Below are 20,366 nucleotides of genomic sequence, written 5' to 3'. Positions count from 1 at the left end.
ATGAGTGACCTCCTTTGAATTTTATAAACTGCAAAAAAATGCATTTTTTAGTCTATGAATAAAATACCACAGAATAGAAAATTCGCCAACGAAAAAAATTAAGATTTTCTAAAAAAATGCTTGCAATTTGAAATAAATTAATATATAATATCATTTGTGTTCACGAGAGATAAACATATGCGCCACTAGCTCAGCTGGCAGAGCACCTGACTCTTAATCAGGGTGTCCAGGGTTCGAACCCCTGGTGGCGCACTACGAAGTACCGTTTTTATAGCAGATGGCTATGGGGATGGTGCTTTTTTTTGTCCGGTTTAGATGATATGATCTCCTGAATAAATTTATCCACAAAATAGAATGCATGCTCAACGAGAATTTTGAAATTATAAATTTTCGTTGAGCATGCATTCTATTTTTATAGGAAAATATGTGTTATAAAGTAATATCAGCTCCGTTTAAGGATACGCACCTTGCAGAGAGGTTACTGATTCCGATTAGCGGGAAGCGATAAGTTTACAGATCGGATTTCCCTTTGAGGAAAATTTCTCTTCATATTCTGTCATGATATTTCCTTCATTTAAAACCGCATCCTGATGGAGATCGCGGGTAAAAGCGTCTAAATGCCATCCTGCCTCCGGGATTTCTTCTAAAGAAAAGGTGAAGAGATCCTGATTATCGGTCTTAAACTCCAGTCTGCCGTCCGGTTTTAAAATGGCATCATAACGTGCAAAAAACTGGCGGGAAGTAAGACGGCGTTTTGCGTGGCGATCCTTTGGCCACGGATCTGAAAAGTTCAGGTAAATGCGGGAAACCTCATCTTTAGCAAAAACTTCTGTGATATCGGCGGCATCCATGCATATAAATCTTAGGTTTGGCATAGGTGTTTCTTCCATTTTCTGAAGCGCACGTAAAAGTACGCTGGAATAGCGTTCGATGCCAAGATAATTGATGTCGGGATGTGCTGCAGCCATATCCATGATAAAGCGGCCTTTTCCCATTCCAATCTCAATATGGAGAGGCTGGGTGGAAGGAAAAACAGACTGCCAGTTGCCTTTGTTGTTTTCCGGTTCCTTGATGCAGTATTCACTGTTTAAAATGGCTTCATCAGCACCAGGGATATTTCTTAATCGCATATAAATTATGGTCCTGCCTTTCTTTTAAAGTATATAAAATATATTTTTCACACTGATTTCTGATAGGTATAATCTTGCATTGTTGCAGATAATGGATTTAAGTGCAGAAAGCACACAGAGGTATTTTACAATAAAATAATGAAAAAAAGTAGCATTATTTTAAGAAAACCTTAAAAGAAAATTTGTGGATAAAGGTTGCATGTATTTTTTTCAAAGTTTATACTGATACTAGTGTACTGAAAAAGCTGCACTTATAAATCAGGAGATTACTTATTAAAAAATGAGATATAAAATAGATCGTAAAAATAAAATAACGCGTTTCTTATGTTTACTGCTTAGCCTTATATTATTGACCGGAAGCATGTGTACGCCGGTTTTCGCTGCTGAATACTGGCCTGAAGGCCCGGAGGTCGTATCACCAAATGTTATCGTGATGGAGGCTTCTACTGGAACGATACTCTATGAGAGGGAAAGTTTAGAGCAGCACTATCCGGCGAGTATCACAAAGATCATGACAACGCTGATCGCGCTGGAAAATTCTGACTTAAATGATATCGTGACTTTTTCGGATGCGGCAATTGATAATACAGAAGGTTCCGGTATCGCAAGGGATTATGGTGAGCAGATGACGATGGAGCAGTGTCTCTATGCGGTAATGCTTGCATCTGCCAATGAATGTGCGTATGCGGTTGCAGAGCATGTCGGAGGAACCATTGAAAATTTTGTTGCGATGATGAATGAAAAGGCAAAAGAACTTGGCTGCCAGAATACGCATTTCGCAAATCCGCACGGTCTGCATGATGAAAACCATTATACCTGCTGCTATGATATGGCATTGATCGCAAGGGCGGCATATCAGAATGAAACATTCCGTATTATCGTGGGAACGGCACGTTATACGATCCCGCCGACAAATAAACACTCCGAGCAGACAGATCTGCAGAATCATAACGAGATGCTTTATCCGTTCCAGACGAACAAGTATGTGTATGATGGCTGTACAGGTGGAAAGACAGGTTATACGAATGCCGCAAACAGTACGCTGGTGACTTATGCGGAGCGGGAAGGAATGACACTGATCTGTGTGGTTATGAATACACAGTCGCCAAATCAGTGGCTTGACAGCAGAAATCTGTTTGATTACTGTTTTGATAATTTCCAGCTTTTTAATATTGCAGAAAATGAGACAAATTATACGTCTGCAGAACAAAAAAGTGTAGGGACACTCAATACAAATGAACCGTTTGTGGATATTGATAAGGATGCAGGTATCGTACTTCCAAAGACAGCAGAGTTTTCGGACGCAACATCTAAAATCATCTATGATGATGTGACGAATGATACGGTCGGGACGATCGAATACACATATGCGGGACATGAAGTTGGAAAGGCAGATATTGTAAAGACAAATGTGCAGATCCCGGAGTATAAATTCAGCAACCAGACAGATGTAAACGAAGAGGCACAGACCGAAGAAACAGAGCATGTTTCAAAGATACAGATTAAGATGAGCACGATCATAACAGTACTGGTTGTTATTCTTGTATTAATTATTCTTGGAATCATTATAAAGAAGGTTGCAGATAACTTTTATATTATCAAACATAATTACGAGGTGCGAAAAGAACACAAAAGAGTATTTAAGCGTGAAAAGAAACGCAATAAAAGGCGCAGAAGACGCAGATGATATGCAAAATAAAACGTAAACAGATGCCGGCTCTGAAAGTCAGATTGAGATCTGATGATCAGATGCCGGTATTTTTATGAAAAAGCTGCGGTATTTATTGATATACGACAAAATAAATATGCACACAATTGACAGAAGATAAGGTTTTGATTATATTAAAATTAGTACCACAAGCATAAGTTTTGAGCGGAAAATATAGACACAACATAGATAATCATTGGGAATTGGGTTTGCACAATGCGCAGGAAAACGCAGAAATGGGGTTGTTATGTCAGAATCATATGCAGTTAATGAAAAAAGGGAGTTAATCTTACAGAAAGTAAAGGATTTTATTGTTGCCAATGGCGGGATCGTAAAGAAAAATCAACTGGAAGAATTGCACATTGATTACCGGAGGATTCTTGATTTTGTGGAAAAAGGGGATCTGATCCGGATTAAAAGTGGATATTATACGATCCGGATCGGAGACTATTCGGAGGATGAATTAATTGCAAAATTATTTCCGGATGCAGTGTTTACCATGGAGTGTGCATTGTATGTGTATGGCTATATTAAGAGAAAGCCGTACGGATATCAGGTTGCTGTGGACAAGAATACATCAAAATCCAGATTCAAACTGGAGTTTCCAAAGGTCACGCCGTTTTATGCAGAACCGGAGACGCTGCAGTTTGGGGTAGACAGTATTGACTTTGGAAATGCAAAGATGCAGATTTTTGATAAAGACAGACTGATCTGTGAATGTCTGAAATATGAAGACAAGATGGAGCGGACGGTTTTTAAAGAAGGAGTTCTTTCTTATATCAAAGATGAAAAAAAGGATGTTGCGAAGCTGATGAAATATGCCAGAGAGCGTCGTGTGGTAAAAAAAGTACAATCGATGATAGGGGTATGGCTTTAAATGGAGGATAAAAAGTATAAAATAGCAGATTTACAGGAAAAAAGTGAAGAGTGGAAGATACCATTTTCAAATCTGCTCGCAGGATTTGTTTTAGAAGAATTTATGCTTAGATTTTCCGCTTCTGAATTTAATGATAGGCTTTTACTGCGCAATGGATATATGTTTGGGTTAGAACAATACCGAAAGAAAAACATTCTGAAGCTGGATTTTTTCTGTGAGCCGGATGAGAATATACCACAAAAACTGTTGCAGTTGTATCTGGAAAAAAGAGAGGGGAGCCCGGTAAGGTGGCAGGGTACAGAATCCTTACAACAGATGGGGGCATGCTTAGAACTGCAGGGGCAGTTTGAAGAAATGAAAGTTCCGGTAACTGTCGGTATCCATTTTATGCATCTGGGAAAAATATGGGGACTGGTCGAAAAAGAAATTCCATTTTTGCTGGATGAGACGAAGCGGATCGCATGGAAACAGTTTCCGGCAGAACTGGTGCTGGCAAAACAGATATTTGTGATACTGCGGGATATGGAACTGATTCCGGACATGGAAATATACCGGGAGGTATTTCTTATATTAAGAAACGAAAATTTAAGCGGCAGACATGTATGTGAGCTGCTTGGAAATATATGTAAAGCACAGGGACTGAAACCGGATATGGAGCGCATGGAGCAGATCTTATCTTATCGGGAGTATCCTTATATGAAAAAACGCTGGGAAAAGTTTTGCAGGCACAGCGTGATCACCGGAACAGAAAATCTGAAATGGGAAGAAGAGATGGAGCGTTTGGCACATTTCCTTAGAGATATGTGGGAAGCAGTCTGCAAAGATGAAGTATTTTTTGGAGACTGGATGCCGGAACTGGAGCGTTTTCTTGGGTAGGACGAGCGTGGTCATATTGTGGCGTTATAACTGCAGATACAATTTTAATGCCTGATAATAATCCTGTCTGGTATCTAAGTTAAAAAACTGCCGGTCTATGGGGGTCGCTGTGTAGTTGGCGATTGCCTTCTCTGTTACGCAGACAGTTTTGCATTTTTCACGAAGCGCATCGAAGGTAAACTGACGAAGGATAAGACTTTTTCCGATCGTTGGAATACAGTTTTTGGAATAGGCAGCCGTAGCGGGATCTAAATAGCCTGCCCTGCCGCGCACCATGCAGATATCAGCATCACCGATCGCATCTAAAAGTGCAATACCGGTTTCGGGTTCCATGAAAGGTGTATCCACAGACATAAAGAAAGCGGCATCTTCATTGATCATGGACAGACCTGAAAAAACACCGGACATCGGTCCGGCATTGCCGTAAACGTCCGCAATCTCAGTGACCGGAAGATTCAGATGCGCGTAATCTCCGATATATTTTACGGACAGATATATGTTTGAAAAATGCGGTTTAAATTTGCGTACAAGGTATTCTAACAGGCAGCAGTCACCGAAAGGTAAGAGTGCTTTATCCGTTCCCATACGGACACTGTTTCCGCCGCAAAGGATCACAAGTGCGTAATTCATAATAGGTTTATTGCTCCATTCTTTTCCAAAGATGTTCTTATTTTAAAGTAGTCAGGCTGGTATGTAAAGTGTTAAAATAAATTGTGTAAGCAGAAAGGCGGTTGCAGATGAGGTATTTAGATCAGGCATTGGAGACATATGGAAAAAGCGATGTTTATCCATTTCATATGCCGGGACATAAAAGAAATCCGCTGCCTTTTCCGGAAGTATATGGGATAGATATTACCGAGATCGATGGATTTGATAATCTGCATCATGCAGAGGGCATTTTAAAAGAGGCACAACAGCGTGCGGCTGATCTGTATGGTTCTAAGCATTGTTATTATCTTGTCAATGGAAGCACCTGTGGGATTCTTGCGTCGATCTGTGCAGCAGTGGGAAAACGGGGAAAGATTCTTGTGGCAAGAAACAGTCATAAAGCGGTATATCATGCCCTGTTTTTGTCAGAGCTTGTTGCCGAATACCTTTATCCGGCAGTGACAGAATGTGGAATCCAGGGACAGATCACACCCCAGCAGGTAGAAGATGCGTTAAAAAGTGATCAGGAGATCGCAGCCGTTGTGATCACTTCGCCGACATATGAGGGAATTATCTCTGATATTGAAGGAATTGCCGGAATCGTGCATGCATATGGGATTCCGCTGATTGTAGATTCAGCACATGGAGCACATCTTGGATTTGGCGGGGAATTTCCGGAAAATGCGGTAAGACTTGGGGCGGATGCTGCAATCGAGAGCCTGCATAAGACACTGCCATCTTTTACACAGACAGCACTGCTTCATCTTAATTCAGACCGTATTTCCAGATCACGCATAGAAAAATATCTTGGGATCTATGAAACAAGTTCGCCTTCCTATATCCTTATGGCTGGAATGGATGCATGTATCCGCACCGTAAAAGAATGTGGAGCGGAACTATTTGACAATTACAGGCGAAAATTAAATGAATTTTATAAAAGCTGTGAAGATTTAAAAAAAATACATGTTATGGCGGAGCAGGATTTATCGAAAGAAGAGGCATTTGCCTGGGATGATTCTAAGATCGTTATATTTGTCCGGGACAGCAGTAAAAGCGGTGAGTGGCTTTATAAAGAACTTCTTTTGAAATATCATCTTCAGCTTGAAATGGCGTCGGGAGATTATGCGCTTGCGATGACGAGTATCATGGATACGGATGAAGGATATCAGAGACTTTCTTCTGCATTGCATGAGATCGAGCAGTCGCTGTGTGGATCAGGAGAAAAAGAACAGAAATGCTGCATGCAAAAAGACTTGCCGGGCTGTGGTATGGAAGAAGCAAGCCAGGCACAAAAAGGAAACGGTTCTTTTGTAAAAGAGGTTTATCGTTCGAATCCATGCCAGATGCAGATCTATGAAGCAGAGGAGGGAAAGATAGCAGAGGTTCCCTTTGATGAGGCGATAGATAAGGTGGCTGCAGATTTCATTTTTTTATATCCGCCGGGAATCCCGCTGATTGTTCCGGGAGAAATTATCACGGCAGAATTTATAGAAAGACTCCGCACCTGTATCCATTTGAAATTAAATTTACAGGGAAGTACAGATCTTTATGCAGAACGGATAAAGATTGTATATTTTTAAAGACTATATTATACTGATAAGGCAGGACAAATGGGAAAAATATATTACATGATGGGAAAAAGCTCATCCGGTAAAGATACTTTGTATGGGATGCTGATGAAAGATGGGACACTTAAGCTAAAGACTGTGGTTCCATATACGACGAGACCGATGCGTGCCGGTGAAGAAAATGGTGTATCATATTATTTCTGTGACGAAGATACGGTAGAAAAGCTCGCAGCAGAAGGAAAGATCATTGAACTGCGTGCATATCATACGGTTCATGGCATCTGGAAGTATTTCACCGTAGCAGATCATCAGGTCGATCTGGATCGTCAGAGTTATCTTATGATTGGAACATTAGAGTCTTATCTTAAGATTCGGGAATACTTTGGAATTAAGAAAGTTATTCCGATATATATAGAAGTAGAGGATGGTATGCGCTTACAGCGTGCACTTGACAGGGAGCGCAGGCAGGAGACTCCGAAATATGAGGAATTATGCCGTCGTTTTCTTGCAGATGAAAAAGATTTTTCCGAGGAAAAATTAAAAGAAGCGGGAATCACCAAAAGATTTTGCAATGAGTTATTAGACGAGACAAAAGAGCGGATCGCAGCGTATATCAGAGTACAGGAGCAGCATCAGGATGCATAGCGGAAAGTGTATGGCATCAGGTGCATGCCACAGAAATATCAGATAAAGTGTAGGGATTTTTTAGAGGAAGAAGGTGTAAACTTTGGATATTAACAAATTAAATCATGTAACAGAGGTTACACAGGTACCGGATACCAGCCAGAATGTACAGGGAGATGGTTCCTTTAAGTTTACGCTTGCGAGTGCGATCACGGATGCGGATCTGCAGGCAAAAGTGGACATGCTTCTTTCTGACATTACAGCGCAGGGCAACCGTATTGCGCAGCATATGGATATCCGTGATATGAAAAAATACCGCGGTCTGATCCGTGAATTTATGAATGAAGTGGTATTCCGGTCCCACAAGTTTTCCAGGGAGAATTTTCTTGACCGGAGAGGACGCCACAGAGTGTACGGTCTGATCAAGCTGATCGATTCGAATCTGGATGAACTGGCGCAGGAGCTGGTAAAGGATGAGAAAGACCACATCGCGATTTTAAGTAAGATCGGAGAGATAAGGGGATTGATATTAGATATCCTCACCTGATCTTTTTTGGATGTGGATTGGATAAACGGCGCACGCACATGGCGGGAAATCTGGTAGCAGAAAAGAAAACATGAAAAATATGTGCAGAAATGAGGATTTATATGCCAGCATTTAAGGACATCGTTGGACATGAGCAGATCATAGAACATCTGCAGAATGCGATTACCATGGATAAAGTTTCACATGCTTATATATTAAACGGACCGGACAAATCAGGAAAAATGATGATCGCAGAAGCATTTGCACAGACGCTGCAGTGTGAGGCAGTAAATAAAAAGTTAGAGGAACTTGCAGGTGAGACAGAATCTGAAAGAATAGAAAATAAATTTACAGCGGAGCCATGTATGGAGTGTCATTCCTGTAAACAGGCGGCGGGCAAAAACCAGCCGGATATCATCTATGTCAGCCATGAGAAGCCGAATACGATTTCGGTAGACGATATCCGTACACAGTTAAACAATGACATTGTCATTAAGCCATACAGCAGCAAACATAAGATTTATATTGTGGATGAAGCGGAAAAAATGAACCAGCAGGCGCAGAACGCACTGTTAAAGACAATCGAGGAGCCGCCTGCATATGCGGTGATCCTGCTTTTGACCACCAATGCGGAGAGTTTTCTTCCGACGATCTTATCCCGCTGTGTGACGCTGAATTTAAAGGCGGTGCCGGATGAGAAGATCAAAAAATTTCTGATGGCACATTACCAGATTCCGGATTACCAGGCAGATGTCTGCGTGGCATTTGCACAGGGAAATGTCGGAAAAGCGATCCAGCTTGCAGCATCGGATGATTTTAATGAATTAAAGGCATCTGCGCTTCAGCTCATCAAGCGTCTGCACGACATCGACCTCTATGAGATGACAGAGGCGGTAAAGCAGATCAGTGAATATAAGCTTCAGATCAACGATTACTTTGATCTTATGATGATCTGGTATCGTGATGTACTTTATTATAAAGCAACAAAGGATGTAAACGGCCTTATTTTCAAGGATGAGGTCTATGACATAAAAAGACAGGCAGAGCAGAGTTCTTACAATGGAATCGAAGAAATTTTACAGGCACTGTCAAAAGCACAGGTGCGTTTAAACGCAAATGTAAATTTTGATCTGGTGATCGAGCTGCTTCTGCTGACCATAAAGGAGAATTAACATGATAAAAATAGTAGGAGTCCGTTTCCGGAATGCCGGTAAAATTTATTATTTCGGACCGGGAAATCTGGATCTGACTGCAGGAATGCACGTAATTGTGGAAACTGCGCGTGGAGTGGAGCTGGGAACAGTCATGATACCGACAAGGGAAGTGAATGATGACAGCGTGATCCAGCCGTTAAAACCGGTCATCCGTATTGCAACGGAGGCAGATGAAAAGACAGCATTAAAGAACCGTGAAAAAGAAAAAGAGGCATTTAAGATCTGCCTGGAAAAGATAGCAAAACATAAGCTTGATATGAAGCTGGTGGAGGCGGAGTACACGTTTGACAATAATAAGCTGCTCTTTTATTTTACGGCGGACGGACGTATCGATTTCCGCGAGCTGGTAAAAGATCTTGCAGCGGTTTTCCGGACCAGAATCGAGCTGCGCCAGATCGGTGTCCGTGATGAGACAAAGATCATGGGTGGGATTGGAATCTGTGGAAGAGAACTTTGCTGTCATTCCTATCTTTCCGAGTTTGTCCCGGTATCCATCAAGATGGCAAAAGAGCAGAATCTGTCCTTAAATCCGACAAAGATTTCCGGTGTCTGTGGACGCCTGATGTGCTGTCTGAAAAATGAAGAAGAAACTTATGAATATTTAAACAGCCGTCTGCCAAATGTGGGGGATTATGTGACCACGGATGATGGCTTAAAGGGAGAGGTATCTTCCGTCAGTGTACTGCGCCAGATGGTCAAAGTACTCGTGGAAGTGGATGACGAAAAGGAAATCCGTGATTACTCTGTGGATCAGCTGAAATTCAAGCCAAAACGCAGAAGAGATTATGTAAAGCTGACTGCGCAGGAATTAAAGGAACTTTCCGCATTAGAAGATAAGGGAGGAAAATCCAAAATTGACGATGCCAAATAATCTGGTTTATGAGCAGGAGAGACTTGATGAACTGCATCGCAACGGCTATTTTATCATTCAGGATCCGAAAAGGTTCTGTTTTGGGATGGATGCCGTTTTGCTTTCCGGGTTTGCAAAGGCAAAAAAAGGGGAGCGCGTGCTCGATCTTGGTACCGGTACGGGAATTATCCCGATCCTGATGGAGGCCAAAACAGAAGCAGAAGATTTTAAGGCGCTTGAGATCCAGGAAGAAAGTGCGGATATGGCACGCCGGAGCGTGTGCTATAACCATCTTGAGGATAAGATCGAGATCGTGACCGGAGATATCAAGGAGGCATCTGCGATATTTGGAGCATCTTCGTTTGATGTGATCACCACAAATCCGCCGTATATGATCGGGACACATGGACAAAATTCGCCGTCTGCGGCAAAGGCGATCGCCAGACATGAAGTGCTATGTACACTGGATGATATTTTGCGGGAAACCGCGAAAATGCTTGTGCCGGGAGGCAGGTTTTATATGGTGCACCGGCCGTTCCGTCTCGCAGAGATCATGAGTAAAATGGTCGAGTACAAGATCGAGCCGAAGCGCATGCAGCTTGTCTATCCGTTCGTGGATAAAGAACCGAATATGGTGCTGATCGAGGGGCTGCGCGGTGGAAAATCAAGACTTGCCGTGGAAAAACCGCTGATCGTTTATAAAGAACAGGGCGTGTATACAGATGAGATTTATGATATTTATGGGTATTAAGTGGATTATTTAAAACCATATTGTGTATAAAGCAGCAGAAAAATTATTTTGTGTGGAAAATGACAGATATGAAACATAATCAGTATGTATTTGAGTGATTCAGAAAGGATAAATTAAAATATATGTTTAATGATATAAAGATAGGACCGGTTACATTTCATATGTATGGTCTTATGATTGCGATCGGTTTTGCAGCGGCACTTATGATGTGTTTAAAGCGTGGAAAAAAACGTGGCTTGAACGAGGATATTATCTATGGAATCTTCTTCTGCGCAATCTTCGGTGGAATGATCGGCTGCAGGCTGCTCTATTATATTGTAGAGATCCCGGAGATTTTAAAGGATCCATCCATACTCTGGAATTTTAAAAACGGATATGTCGTTTATGGTGGAATCATAGGAGGAGCACTGACGAGTTTCATTTATTGCTGCGTCAAGAAAGAACGTTTCCTGCCGTATTTTGATCTTGTAATGCCTTCGGTATCATTTGCGCAGGGATTCGGGCGCCTCGGCTGCTTTTTTGCAGGCTGCTGTTATGGCAGGGAGACAGATTCGTGGTTTAGCATTACATTTACCCATTCCGATTTTGCACCAAACGGGGTGAAACTTCTGCCGACACAGCTCATGTCATCTGCAGGGGACTTTCTGATCTGTGGTCTTTTGCTTCTTTACGCAGGAAGAAAGCCGAAAGAAGGACAGGTGGCAGCAGGATATATGGTGCTTTACGGAATCGGAAGATTTATCATTGAGTTTTTCCGGAACGATTACCGGGGAAGCATCGGCGTACTTTCCACGTCACAGATCATTTCCATCGGGGTTGTGGCAGCGGGAGTTGTGTTCTATCTGGTGATGGGGAAGAGAAAACAGGAAGCGTAAATTATAAAAACTTTATGATTTGTTCGGTTTACATCCGTAATCAGCTATGATAATTTAATAATAAGGTCATCCGGTGTGGAAAATGTGCCGGATGACCTTTTCTTTTGTACATTTCCGCCATCTGTCATTCAGAGAAGGATTGGGGGAAACATCTATGAAATCAGGGAAAAAAGTCATCCGGATGGCATTAGCCATCCTCTGCATGGTTTCCATGCTTTTTATTTCAGAGTATCAGAAAGTAGAAGTGTATGCGGCTTCAGGATATGGTTTTATTTTCTTAAGTGCATATGAAAAAACAATGAAAATCGGGGACACCTATTGTTTGTCCGTGGTTGCATCCGGCAGTAAAAAGCCGACATTTACATCCAGTGATTCAAAGGTTGTATCAGTGAACACCTATGGAAAAATTACTGCCAAAAAGGCGGGAAGTGCGACGATCACTGCAAAAAGCAAAAATGCGGAGGCAAGCTGCAAGATCACGGTGACAAAGACGAAAGTCACGTTGAATCAGACCAGTCTGACCTTGGAAAATGGGGAAAGTGCAGTGCTTACGGCAGCCTCATCCACCGGGCATAAGGTGACGTGGAAGTCGGCAAAGACAAGCATTGCATCGGTAAGTGAAAATGGAAAAGTAACAGCAAAGAAGCCGGGAACAACTACGGTTACTGCAAAGGTTGACGGTACATCTGTGAATTGTAAAGTGACAGTAAAAAGTCCGACAGTCCGCCTGATGCCGTCTAAAATCTCGTTATACAGACGGGAAAAGTATAAACTTAAGGTATCTTCCACATCAAAAACAACACCAGTGTGGAAAACCAACAAAAAAAGTGTGGCGACTGTGGATGAAACAGGAAAAGTAACCGCGGTCAAACATGGAACGGCAGTCATTACTGTAACCGTAGATGGAGTCAGCAAAAATTGTGAAGTGACGGTCAGATCTCCAAAGATTACATTTGAGCAGACGACGATTACACTTCATCCGGGGGAACGTGCAAGAGTAAATGCGACGGTATCTTCCGGCAATCAGCCGGCGTATTCCTGCTCTAACTCCAATGTGGTGTCGGTAGATGCAAACGGGGTTATCACTGCAAAAGCAGCTGGCAGGTCTTATGTCTACGCCAGTGAGGATGGAACAAAGGAACGCATGACGGTGTATGTGAAAGAGAAGGAATAAAAGGTGCAGGGATTGTTGTATAGACAAAAACTGGAATAGGAACAAAAGCACAAAGTCAGGCATGGCATCAGATTGTGAAAGAAAATTGCTGCTGTTCACACAATAGGTGTGGACAACAGCAGGAAACAGATGGCGGGAAGTACAAAAGATAAATGGAAGTTGCATGTTTACACCAAAAATAAAATCCGCTAAAATATAGAAAATTACAGAATGCAGATACAATTCACAACAATAGAATGTTCGCAAAGCGCAGGCTATTATTTTTTATATCGGAGAAAGGCGGTAGTGAGGATGGAGGATATGACAGAAAAAGAACTGATCACGGTTTTAATTGATAAATATACAGATTTACAGCGCATCAAACGTGCAAACAATGGGGTGGAAAATCAGGAGCTGGAGTATCAGATCAAAGTGACGATTGCAAAGCTGGCATCTCTTGGAGTGTCCGTGGAGGATATTACGTTATGACAGAAAAAGAATGGCGCATGTTCAATGACATTCTTCTGGAAATCTATTATGCCGGAAGCCTGGAGACGTTTGGAGAAAGATGTTTAAAACTGATCCGTATATTGATTCCATATACGCAGGGTTATTTTTTAGTGATAGATGAAGACGGCAGGTTAGACGTGGCGCATTCGGTATTTGAAAATGTGGATCCTGTCATGAAACGGAAATACTTAGATACTTATTTTGCAAAAGACTATCTGATGCAGATGTGCAATTTTACAAAATCAATGGCATACCGCGATACCGATCTTTTAACGGATGAGAAACGAAGAGCATCGGTGATTTACCGTGAGTATTTTAAACCCCAGAAATTAGATATGGGATGCGGGCTTATCATTATGAAAGAGGGAAAGACACGGGTATTTTTGAATCTGCTGCGGAAGTGTGGAGAACCGGACGTTACAGGGCATGAGATGGAAATTTTGCAGACATTTCTGCCTCATTTTGAAAAAAATGTTTTTGCCTATGCAAACCATTATGTTTCGGGTGCGGAAAATACCATAAAAAACAGGGAGGCAGATCTTCTTTCGGGGAGGGAACAGGAAATCGTGCAGCTTGTAAGAAAAGGATATTCCAATCAGGAAATCGCCAGACAGCTTCTGATCAGTGAGGCAACAGTAAAAAAACATCTGAGTAATATTTTTGAAAAACTGGGAATCAGCAGGCGGACGCAGTTATTTTAGAGTAGAGGAAAAGAAGTATTGGTACATCGAAAGTAGTATGCAAATCAATCATTCTGCTGATTGTGAAAATATATACCTGCCGTTATAATTCATGACAACAACCTACTTGATATGTGTGCCATAGCAGTACCGGAAAATACAGCGGATACAGAGCTTCCATTTGGAATCACTATTTTCTCATTATCCGATCAGGAGGGCGAGATCCTTGGTACAGCGGAACGGTTTTTACAGACACAGAGCATTCCGTTTGCGGTATGCGGACTGCATAAAAAAGGATTTCCATTGGAGAGCCAGCTCACAGAGCTTAAAGCATCCTACAAAGAGAGCATAAATACTGCACCGCATTACAGACTGTATCGTCTGGATACCGTACCGGAGAAACCGGGCATGGTATATGACGATAAAAAGGGCGCTGCGATAGCGGTAGAGATTTATGAACTGCCGGTTGTGAGCATCGGAGCATTTTTACAGCAGGTAAAAAAGCCACTCTGTATCGGGGATATGGAATTGTCAGATGGCAGGATTGTAAAAGGATTTCTGTGTGAGGAATACGGGCTGGCAAACGCAAAGGAGATGGATGAGCCGTTTTCTGCTTTAGATCCTCAGACAAAAGCGGATATGCAGCTTCTGATGCGCCAAATCTGGCAGGAAGAAAAGCCAACGGTCATTTTTGTCACGCACGATATCGAGGAGGCAGTTTTTTTATCCAGCAAGATTTATGTGCTGACGCAAAGACCCGGAACAGTAAAGGCAGAGGTTCCGGTATTGCTGCCATATGATCGTGACCTGTCATTGAAAGATACTGATGAGTTCATCAAACTCCGTAAGAAGGTGAATCAGCTAATTGAACATGAAAGCTTATCTTAGTATAACGCAGGATTTTCTTGTCAATTTTACGGAGTGGTTTTATAATGTGCTAATAAGAATCAGCATAATATTCCGAAAATGGAGAGAATGATGGCAGGAAAATTATATTTATGTGCAACGCCGATCGGCAATCTCGAAGATATCACGTACCGGGTGCTTCGTACATTAAAGGAAGTGGATCTGATCGCAGCGGAAGATACCAGAAATTCAATCAAGCTGTTGAATCATTTTGAGATCAAGACGCCGATGACAAGTTATCATGAATACAATAAAATAGAAAAAGCATATCAGCTTGTGGATAAACTACGGGAAGGTAAAGACATTGCACTGATCACGGATGCAGGGACACCGGGTATTTCCGATCCGGGCGAAGATTTAGTGCGCATCTGTTATGAGGAAGGAATTGAAGTGACATCCCTGCCGGGGGCAGCGGCGTGTATTACGGCACTTACGATGTCCGGGCTTCCGACAAGGCGTTTTGCGTTCGAGGCATTTCTGCCGCGGGAGAAAAAAGAGCGGGTTGCTATTCTGCAGGAGTTAAAGGATGAAACACGCACGATCATTATTTATGAGGCGCCGCATCATCTTGTAAAAACATTAGAAGAACTGTATGATACGCTCGGAGACCGGCAGATATCCATCTGCCGGGAACTCACGAAGCGCTACGAAGAAAAAATGCGCACGACTCTGTCAGACAGTCTTGCCTACTATGAGGAGAACGAACCCCGCGGGGAGTATGTACTCGTGCTCCACGGAAAAACTTTCGAGGAACTTGCCGAAGAGGCAAGAAAATCCTGGGAGGATATGTCGTTAGAGGAACATATGCAGGTATACGAAAGTAAAGGAACTCCTCGAAAAGAAGCTATGAAGCTGGTGGCAAAAGACCGTGGCATGAGCAAACGCGATGTATATCAGGCACTCCTGAAAGAAGAATAGCGAATAAATCCGTTATTTCTGGTAAAATTCTTTCAGATATTTTTTTATGATTTCAAACGGTGCCGGACCGATAGAGAGAAGCGTCTGATGAAATGCGGCTTCATTGTAATCATTGCCGAGAGTTTCTTTTGCATATTCTTTTAATTCCAGAAACTGCAGATAACCGACGTAATACCGGAGATAATTTGCCGGTTCTGATATGATATAGCGGTAAATTTCTGCAATAGTATCCGGATCATTGATACCGTAGTCATTCCAGAATTTTATTGTATCGGAAAGCGACCAGCCATCATGATGGATACCGATATCAGTTGAGGCATAAAGGCTTAAAAGTGCAGACTGATTTAAAGCGAGAAGCGTGGCAGCATCATCCGGCAGACCGGCATAATGATAAGACATCATTTCCACATAGGTTGCCCAGCCTTCCACGTATCCGGGATAGTTTAAAATGCTGCGGATCGCCGGCAGACCGGACTGGTATGACATGATCGTCTGATACAGGTGACCGGGGAAGCCTTCATGGGCGAGTGTGGTAAAATAGCGCATGGTCGTGGCATCTGTTTTTGCGTTGATATAGATAGAGTTTGCATTATAGTCATCGATTGGTGCAGTGATATAGTAAGCCGGCGCGAGATAGTCTTCCATACATTCTTCAATATAACTCACAGAGTAAGAGACATCCGGGGCTTTTGGAAAATCGGACTGCATTCGTTCTTTCAGCAGCTCCAAAACGGATGTGGGATCTGCACTGGAAAGCGAAAGCTTTTGCGCGTCCGTCCAGAGATCCGGATTTGATGCGGTCAGGGCGGCGGCTTCGCTTAGATCGGATAATCTTTTTTGTCCGATCATAGTCTCAATATCTGCAATGGAATCTGCACAGCCTGTATTTTCATAGACAAGATATTTATAATAATCCCTGCCTCTTTTCAGATAGCAGAGTCCTTTTTCATTTTTTCCGTTGCCAAGCAGGCTGCTCAGGGAAGATGCCAGTGAGGTGTAAGCAGGAAAAATCATTTCTTTTACGATCTTTTCATTTTGCTTTTTGTAGGCAGTTTTTTGTTCATCTGACAGATCTTTGAAGTCATCCACCTTTTTATTAAAAGTTAAGATCAGATAATGATCGTCTCCATCGTCTGCAAAACGGGAACACTGTTCGATCACTTCTTTACAGACTGCATCGGACATAAAAAGTCCGGCAGAGGATTTCTCTTTTTCAAAATCAATGATCTGTTCAAAATAAGAACCGGTCAGGGGCAGCAGTTTCAGATAGGTTTTGATATCATCCTCGTTGTAAAAACGATATTCTTCATAGAGCACCGGAAGCTGCGCCTGGATACCGGAAGATGGGTTTAGGTATTCATTATACAGTGAAAAATCTGTTCCTTTTTGTTCCATTGAAAGGTAATCTGACAAAATATCATAGGTCAGCTTCTGTGTTTTGGAAAGTTTTTCCGTGTCAAAGTGCTTTAGGGCGGCAACCGTGTTTTCTAAGGCGGCGCGGTTTTGCTCTGCCGCCTGACCGGATATACCGCCAAGTGAGATTGGAATGTCTGTGATGCCGTAAGACGCCGGAGAGGAAAGCGAAAAATGCAGATTTATGGTATTCTGGGTGATCTCTGAACGGAAAAGCTGCAGTAAAAATTCGTCAAATGCAGCATTTTGTGCAGAATTAAGGGAAGATCCAGAAGATGCATTGTCTGCCGGATCGGATTTGTATTCAGAAGAATTGAAGGAGTCTGAATCTGGCATATGCCCAGAAGAAATGGAGGAGTCCGGAGCCGAGTTATATTTTGGGACTGCGCAGCCACCGGATAACACGGTGGGGATAAATATGAGCAGAACGAGAAAAAGTGTGGCTATCCGGTATAAGCGCGGAAACCGGTGAAAAATATCAGAAAAACATGTCAAGATAAAATACCTCAGTTTAAGATCCAGAGTGTTAGTGATATATATGTTGATCTAAAGAAAAAATAACCGAAAAATTGTTGGATGAAGAAGTGCATGGAAAGATGACATGACAAAATTGCATTGCAAAATTGCGTTGCAGAATTGCGTTGCAGAATTGCATTGCAATTTTGCAATACATATATGATGCATTCTGACCATAAAATAAAAGAAAAACCGGAGAGGTACATATGAATTATCTCTGGGCATTTATGATCTTGACAGGCGTTGTATTTGCCGCATTTCACGGCACACTTCCGGCGGTTACGCAGGCAGCGCTTGACTCGGCAAAAGAGGCGGTAACACTCTGTATTACCATGATGGGAGTGATGTCTTTCTGGGTTGGACTGATGAAAATCGCTGAAAAAACAGGTATCATTGCAGGATTGTCAAGGCGTCTTGCGCCGGTGCTGTATTTTCTGTTCCCGGATATTCCAAAAGATCATCCGGCAAATAAATATATTGCTACCAATATGATTGCAAATATATTCGGACTGGGATGGGCGGCAACACCAGCCGGATTAAAAGCGATGGAGGCGCTGGCAGAATTAGAAAAAGAGCGTGGAAATAAAGCATTTTCAGATGAAAAAACAAAAAAAGGAGAGCGGACCGCCAGCAGCGAGATGTGTGATTTTTTGATCATCAATATTTCATCCCTTCAGATCATACCGGTAAACATTATTGCCTACCGCAGTCAGTATGGAAGTGTGAATCCGGCGCAGATCGTCGGCCCGGCACTGATCGCGACAACATGCAGTACACTGACTGCGATTATTTTTTGTAAAATCAGACAAAATATTTACAAAATCTGACAAATAATTCGTTGTACTATTTGATAAAAGACATTATAATGAGAATAGATTTATGTGTAAGACAAATCCTCAGAGAAAGTGAGGGATACCAATGAAAAAAAATAAGATCTTGATTGTAGATGATAATAAGCTCAACAGGCAGTCCCTGGCTGATATTTTCCGTAAAGCTTATCAGATCGTAGAGTCAGAAGACGGGAAAAAGGCACTGGAGTATCTGAAAAAGGATAAAGGACTTTCGGTAGCGGCAATTATACTGGATCTTATTATGCCTGTAATGGATGGATTTGCTTTCCTGGAGGAATTCAAAAAACACAGCGAATATAAGTATATTCCGATCGTCATTGCGACAACGGAAGACAATGTGGAAAATGAAAAACGCTGTCTGGAGTATGGGGTATGGGATTTTATACCGAAGTCATTCCACCGGGAGATCATCTGGTTTCGTGTCATGAACGCTATCAAAAGGAGCAAACAGCACTTTTTAGAGTATGATTCCCTGACAGGAATTTATAACCGTCAGATGTTTTACCAGAAGACGAGGGAGATGCTGGATGACAGTAAGGATGAGACATTTGCATTTATCCGGCTGGATATTGACCGGTTTAAAATGATCAATTCTTTCTATGGTGCGGCAGAAGGAGACCGTCTGTTAAGATGTATGGCGCACAATATCTGCGGTGTACTCAGTGCATATAAGACGTATACTTATGGCAGATTAAATTCCGATGTTTTTGGAATCTGTGTTGCGGTAGAAAAAGAACAGGATGCACTGCTGATCGCCCAGAAGATCCGGGAACAGGTGAAGAAAAACGGGGAGCTGCGCTGTTATCTTGAGACGTCGGCGGGATGTTATATTATCCGGGACAAGGAGATGGAGGTATCGGCAATCTATGAGCATGCTGTAATTGCAGCACAGGAATGCAAGGGGCAGTATATGCATCATGAGGCACTCTACACGGAACAGATGGGAAAAGAGATGCAGCGGGAGCAGCAGATCATAAACGAAATGGATACGGCACTTGAGGAAAAACAGTTTGTCGTTTATTTTCAGCCGAAGTATGAGTTAGATGGTTATACGCCGCGTGGCGCGGAAGCACTTGTACGCTGGAAAAAAACGGATGGGACGATGGTTTCACCGGGAGAGTTTATACCTGTTTTCGAGAAGAACGGTTTTATTATAAAACTTGATTATTATGTGTGGGATCAGGTCTGCCAGCTTATTGCAACGGCGTTAAGAGCAGGACGTAAGCCGGATCCGATCTCTGTGAATGTTTCCCGTGTCAACCTTTATGACCCCAATTTTTTAGAGTCACTGGTCAATCTTGTGGAAAAATACCGGATACCACCGGAGTACCTGCACTTAGAACTGACGGAGAGTGTTTTTTCCGATACGGAAAATGTCATCTTAAATGCGGTGAATTATCTGCACAAGGCAGGATTTACAATTCTGATGGATGATTTTGGAAGCGGATATTCATCTTTGAACGTGTTAAAGGACATTGATCTGGATGTACTGAAAATTGATATGAAGTTTCTTTCCAAAGGCAAAGATGATGGGCGCGGAGAAAAGATCTTAGCGGCAGTTATCCAGATGGCAAAAGCGCTGGATATGCCGGTCATTGCAGAAGGCGTTGAAGAAAAGAAACAGGTACAGATGCTAAAGAGACTTGGCTGTAATTATATTCAGGGATATTATTTCGCAAAACCAATGCCACAGGAGGATTATGAACGTCTGGCGCGAAAATCGCATGAATAATGTGAATCGCTGATACATATAATAAACTAACAGCAGCTTC

Annotated in this window: 20 protein-coding genes and 1 tRNA gene; 18 read left to right on the top strand and 3 right to left on the bottom strand. The window is 42.3% G+C overall.

Annotation, left to right across the window (positions count from 1 at the left end):
* Positions 1–179 precede the first annotated feature (179 nt).
* Positions 180–252: transfer RNA gene (locus ACDD58_RS09805), tRNA-Lys, on the top strand.
* A 239-nt stretch (positions 253–491) separates the two neighbouring features.
* On the opposite strand, the gene trmB is transcribed toward ACDD58_RS09805, so the two are convergent.
* Positions 492–1,130: a tRNA (guanosine(46)-N7)-methyltransferase TrmB gene (gene trmB / locus ACDD58_RS09800; protein ID WP_117920563.1), complete on the bottom strand. Its 639-nt coding sequence runs from the start codon at positions 1,128–1,130 to the stop codon at positions 492–494.
* A 280-nt stretch (positions 1,131–1,410) separates the two neighbouring features.
* Between trmB and ACDD58_RS09795 the strand changes: the two genes are divergently transcribed.
* From ACDD58_RS09795 to ACDD58_RS09785, 3 genes are all read left to right on the top strand, one after another.
* Positions 1,411–2,817: a D-alanyl-D-alanine carboxypeptidase family protein gene (locus ACDD58_RS09795; protein WP_118209765.1), complete on the top strand. Its 1,407-nt coding sequence runs from the start codon at positions 1,411–1,413 to the stop codon at positions 2,815–2,817.
* Between the two features lie 268 nt (positions 2,818–3,085).
* Positions 3,086–3,715, top strand: coding sequence for a type IV toxin-antitoxin system AbiEi family antitoxin domain-containing protein (locus ACDD58_RS09790; RefSeq protein ID WP_370777215.1), 630 nt, complete (start codon positions 3,086–3,088; stop codon positions 3,713–3,715).
* Positions 3,716–4,591, top strand: a complete 876-nt coding sequence (locus tag ACDD58_RS09785) for a hypothetical protein (protein ID WP_370777213.1) — start codon at positions 3,716–3,718, stop codon at positions 4,589–4,591.
* 24 nt (positions 4,592–4,615) lie between these two features.
* Here ACDD58_RS09785 and ACDD58_RS09780 read toward each other — a convergent pair whose 3' ends face one another.
* Positions 4,616–5,221: a molybdenum cofactor guanylyltransferase gene (locus ACDD58_RS09780; protein WP_117920559.1), complete on the bottom strand. Its 606-nt coding sequence runs from the start codon at positions 5,219–5,221 to the stop codon at positions 4,616–4,618.
* Between the two features lie 107 nt (positions 5,222–5,328).
* Between ACDD58_RS09780 and ACDD58_RS09775 the strand changes: the two genes are divergently transcribed.
* The 12 genes from ACDD58_RS09775 to rsmI all read left to right on the top strand — a co-directional run bounded on the left by ACDD58_RS09775 (position 5,329) and on the right by rsmI (position 15,814).
* On the top strand, positions 5,329–6,819 hold the full coding sequence (locus tag ACDD58_RS09775) for an aminotransferase class I/II-fold pyridoxal phosphate-dependent enzyme (protein WP_370777211.1): 1,491 nt from the start codon (positions 5,329–5,331) through the stop codon (positions 6,817–6,819).
* 30 nt (positions 6,820–6,849) lie between these two features.
* Positions 6,850–7,452, top strand: a complete 603-nt coding sequence (locus tag ACDD58_RS09770) for a guanylate kinase (protein WP_370777209.1) — start codon at positions 6,850–6,852, stop codon at positions 7,450–7,452.
* 82 nt (positions 7,453–7,534) lie between these two features.
* Positions 7,535–7,978: a YaaR family protein gene (locus ACDD58_RS09765; protein WP_117920556.1), complete on the top strand. Its 444-nt coding sequence runs from the start codon at positions 7,535–7,537 to the stop codon at positions 7,976–7,978.
* 101 nt (positions 7,979–8,079) lie between these two features.
* Positions 8,080–9,129 carry a DNA polymerase III subunit gene (locus ACDD58_RS09760; protein WP_006856579.1) on the top strand — a complete coding sequence of 350 codons (1,050 nt, stop codon included), beginning with the start codon at positions 8,080–8,082 and terminating at the stop codon, positions 9,127–9,129.
* A gap of 1 nt (position 9,130) precedes the next feature.
* Positions 9,131–10,042: a stage 0 sporulation family protein gene (locus ACDD58_RS09755; RefSeq protein ID WP_118488946.1), complete on the top strand. Its 912-nt coding sequence runs from the start codon at positions 9,131–9,133 to the stop codon at positions 10,040–10,042.
* Positions 10,032–10,772 (top strand): tRNA1(Val) (adenine(37)-N6)-methyltransferase, encoded by a 741-nt coding sequence (locus ACDD58_RS09750; RefSeq protein WP_006856581.1) that lies wholly within the window; start codon positions 10,032–10,034, stop codon positions 10,770–10,772. Before ACDD58_RS09755 ends, ACDD58_RS09750 begins: the two co-directional genes overlap by 11 nt.
* 122 nt (positions 10,773–10,894) lie before the next feature.
* A complete protein-coding gene (gene lgt, locus ACDD58_RS09745) occupies positions 10,895–11,647 on the top strand; it encodes a prolipoprotein diacylglyceryl transferase (protein ID WP_370777206.1) in 753 nt (250 codons plus the stop codon).
* Positions 11,648–11,801: 154 nt separating this feature from the next.
* Positions 11,802–12,821 (top strand): Ig-like domain-containing protein, encoded by a 1,020-nt coding sequence (locus ACDD58_RS09740; protein WP_118209770.1) that lies wholly within the window; start codon positions 11,802–11,804, stop codon positions 12,819–12,821.
* A 300-nt stretch (positions 12,822–13,121) separates the two neighbouring features.
* Positions 13,122–13,289, top strand: a complete 168-nt coding sequence (locus tag ACDD58_RS09735) for a hypothetical protein (RefSeq protein WP_022111878.1) — start codon at positions 13,122–13,124, stop codon at positions 13,287–13,289.
* On the top strand, positions 13,286–14,011 hold the full coding sequence (locus tag ACDD58_RS09730) for a LuxR C-terminal-related transcriptional regulator (RefSeq protein ID WP_117920545.1): 726 nt from the start codon (positions 13,286–13,288) through the stop codon (positions 14,009–14,011). Before ACDD58_RS09735 ends, ACDD58_RS09730 begins: the two co-directional genes overlap by 4 nt.
* Positions 14,012–14,122: 111 nt before the next feature.
* Positions 14,123–14,878 (top strand): hypothetical protein, encoded by a 756-nt coding sequence (locus ACDD58_RS09725; protein WP_243102915.1) that lies wholly within the window; start codon positions 14,123–14,125, stop codon positions 14,876–14,878.
* A gap of 90 nt (positions 14,879–14,968) precedes the next feature.
* Positions 14,969–15,814: a 16S rRNA (cytidine(1402)-2'-O)-methyltransferase gene (rsmI, locus tag ACDD58_RS09720; RefSeq protein ID WP_118209771.1), complete on the top strand. Its 846-nt coding sequence runs from the start codon at positions 14,969–14,971 to the stop codon at positions 15,812–15,814.
* Positions 15,815–15,826: 12 nt separating this feature from the next.
* Here rsmI and ACDD58_RS09715 read toward each other — a convergent pair whose 3' ends face one another.
* On the bottom strand, positions 15,827–17,563 hold the full coding sequence (locus ACDD58_RS09715) for a DUF885 domain-containing protein (RefSeq protein ID WP_243102916.1): 1,737 nt from the start codon (positions 17,561–17,563) through the stop codon (positions 15,827–15,829).
* Positions 17,564–17,949: 386 nt separating this feature from the next.
* Here ACDD58_RS09715 and ACDD58_RS09710 point away from each other — a divergent pair, with 386 nt between their 5' ends.
* Together ACDD58_RS09710 and ACDD58_RS09705 are read left to right on the top strand one after the other, a co-directional pair.
* Positions 17,950–18,570: a nucleoside recognition protein gene (locus ACDD58_RS09710; protein ID WP_118209772.1), complete on the top strand. Its 621-nt coding sequence runs from the start codon at positions 17,950–17,952 to the stop codon at positions 18,568–18,570.
* Positions 18,571–18,661: 91 nt separating this feature from the next.
* Positions 18,662–20,326 (top strand): EAL domain-containing response regulator, encoded by a 1,665-nt coding sequence (locus ACDD58_RS09705; protein WP_118209773.1) that lies wholly within the window; start codon positions 18,662–18,664, stop codon positions 20,324–20,326.
* The last annotated feature ends 40 nt before the right edge of the window (positions 20,327–20,366 follow it).

Source organism: Roseburia sp. (assembly GCF_041325975.1).
In the GTDB taxonomy this organism is placed as follows: Bacteria; Bacillota; Clostridia; order Lachnospirales; family Lachnospiraceae; genus Roseburia; species Roseburia rectibacter.
Note: the sequence above shows the minus strand (reverse complement) of the source record. Positions and strands in the feature narration are given on the sequence as shown.

Excerpts from the sequence above, each read along its gene's own strand:
- ACDD58_RS09715 (WP_243102916.1), bottom strand. The coding sequence starts at position 17,563 with ATGCCAGATTCAGACTCCTTCAATTCTTCTGAATACAAATCCGATCCG.
- ACDD58_RS09755 (WP_118488946.1), top strand. The coding sequence starts at position 9,131 with ATGATAAAAATAGTAGGAGTCCGTTTCCGGAATGCCGGTAAAATTTAT.
- ACDD58_RS09735 (WP_022111878.1), top strand. The coding sequence starts at position 13,122 with ATGACAGAAAAAGAACTGATCACGGTTTTAATTGATAAATATACAGAT.
- ACDD58_RS09760 (WP_006856579.1), top strand. The coding sequence starts at position 8,080 with ATGCCAGCATTTAAGGACATCGTTGGACATGAGCAGATCATAGAACAT.
- ACDD58_RS09790 (WP_370777215.1), top strand. The coding sequence starts at position 3,086 with ATGTCAGAATCATATGCAGTTAATGAAAAAAGGGAGTTAATCTTACAG.
- trmB (WP_117920563.1), bottom strand. The coding sequence starts at position 1,130 with ATGCGATTAAGAAATATCCCTGGTGCTGATGAAGCCATTTTAAACAGT.
- ACDD58_RS09725 (WP_243102915.1), top strand. The coding sequence starts at position 14,123 with ATGTGTGCCATAGCAGTACCGGAAAATACAGCGGATACAGAGCTTCCA.
- ACDD58_RS09750 (WP_006856581.1), top strand. The coding sequence starts at position 10,032 with ATGCCAAATAATCTGGTTTATGAGCAGGAGAGACTTGATGAACTGCAT.
- ACDD58_RS09780 (WP_117920559.1), bottom strand. The coding sequence starts at position 5,221 with ATGAATTACGCACTTGTGATCCTTTGCGGCGGAAACAGTGTCCGTATG.
- ACDD58_RS09740 (WP_118209770.1), top strand. The coding sequence starts at position 11,802 with ATGAAATCAGGGAAAAAAGTCATCCGGATGGCATTAGCCATCCTCTGC.
- lgt (WP_370777206.1), top strand. The coding sequence starts at position 10,895 with ATGTTTAATGATATAAAGATAGGACCGGTTACATTTCATATGTATGGT.
- ACDD58_RS09730 (WP_117920545.1), top strand. The coding sequence starts at position 13,286 with ATGACAGAAAAAGAATGGCGCATGTTCAATGACATTCTTCTGGAAATC.
- ACDD58_RS09785 (WP_370777213.1), top strand. The coding sequence starts at position 3,716 with ATGGAGGATAAAAAGTATAAAATAGCAGATTTACAGGAAAAAAGTGAA.
- ACDD58_RS09710 (WP_118209772.1), top strand. The coding sequence starts at position 17,950 with ATGAATTATCTCTGGGCATTTATGATCTTGACAGGCGTTGTATTTGCC.
- ACDD58_RS09795 (WP_118209765.1), top strand. The coding sequence starts at position 1,411 with ATGAGATATAAAATAGATCGTAAAAATAAAATAACGCGTTTCTTATGT.
- rsmI (WP_118209771.1), top strand. The coding sequence starts at position 14,969 with ATGGCAGGAAAATTATATTTATGTGCAACGCCGATCGGCAATCTCGAA.
- ACDD58_RS09775 (WP_370777211.1), top strand. The coding sequence starts at position 5,329 with ATGAGGTATTTAGATCAGGCATTGGAGACATATGGAAAAAGCGATGTT.
- ACDD58_RS09705 (WP_118209773.1), top strand. The coding sequence starts at position 18,662 with ATGAAAAAAAATAAGATCTTGATTGTAGATGATAATAAGCTCAACAGG.
- ACDD58_RS09770 (WP_370777209.1), top strand. The coding sequence starts at position 6,850 with ATGGGAAAAATATATTACATGATGGGAAAAAGCTCATCCGGTAAAGAT.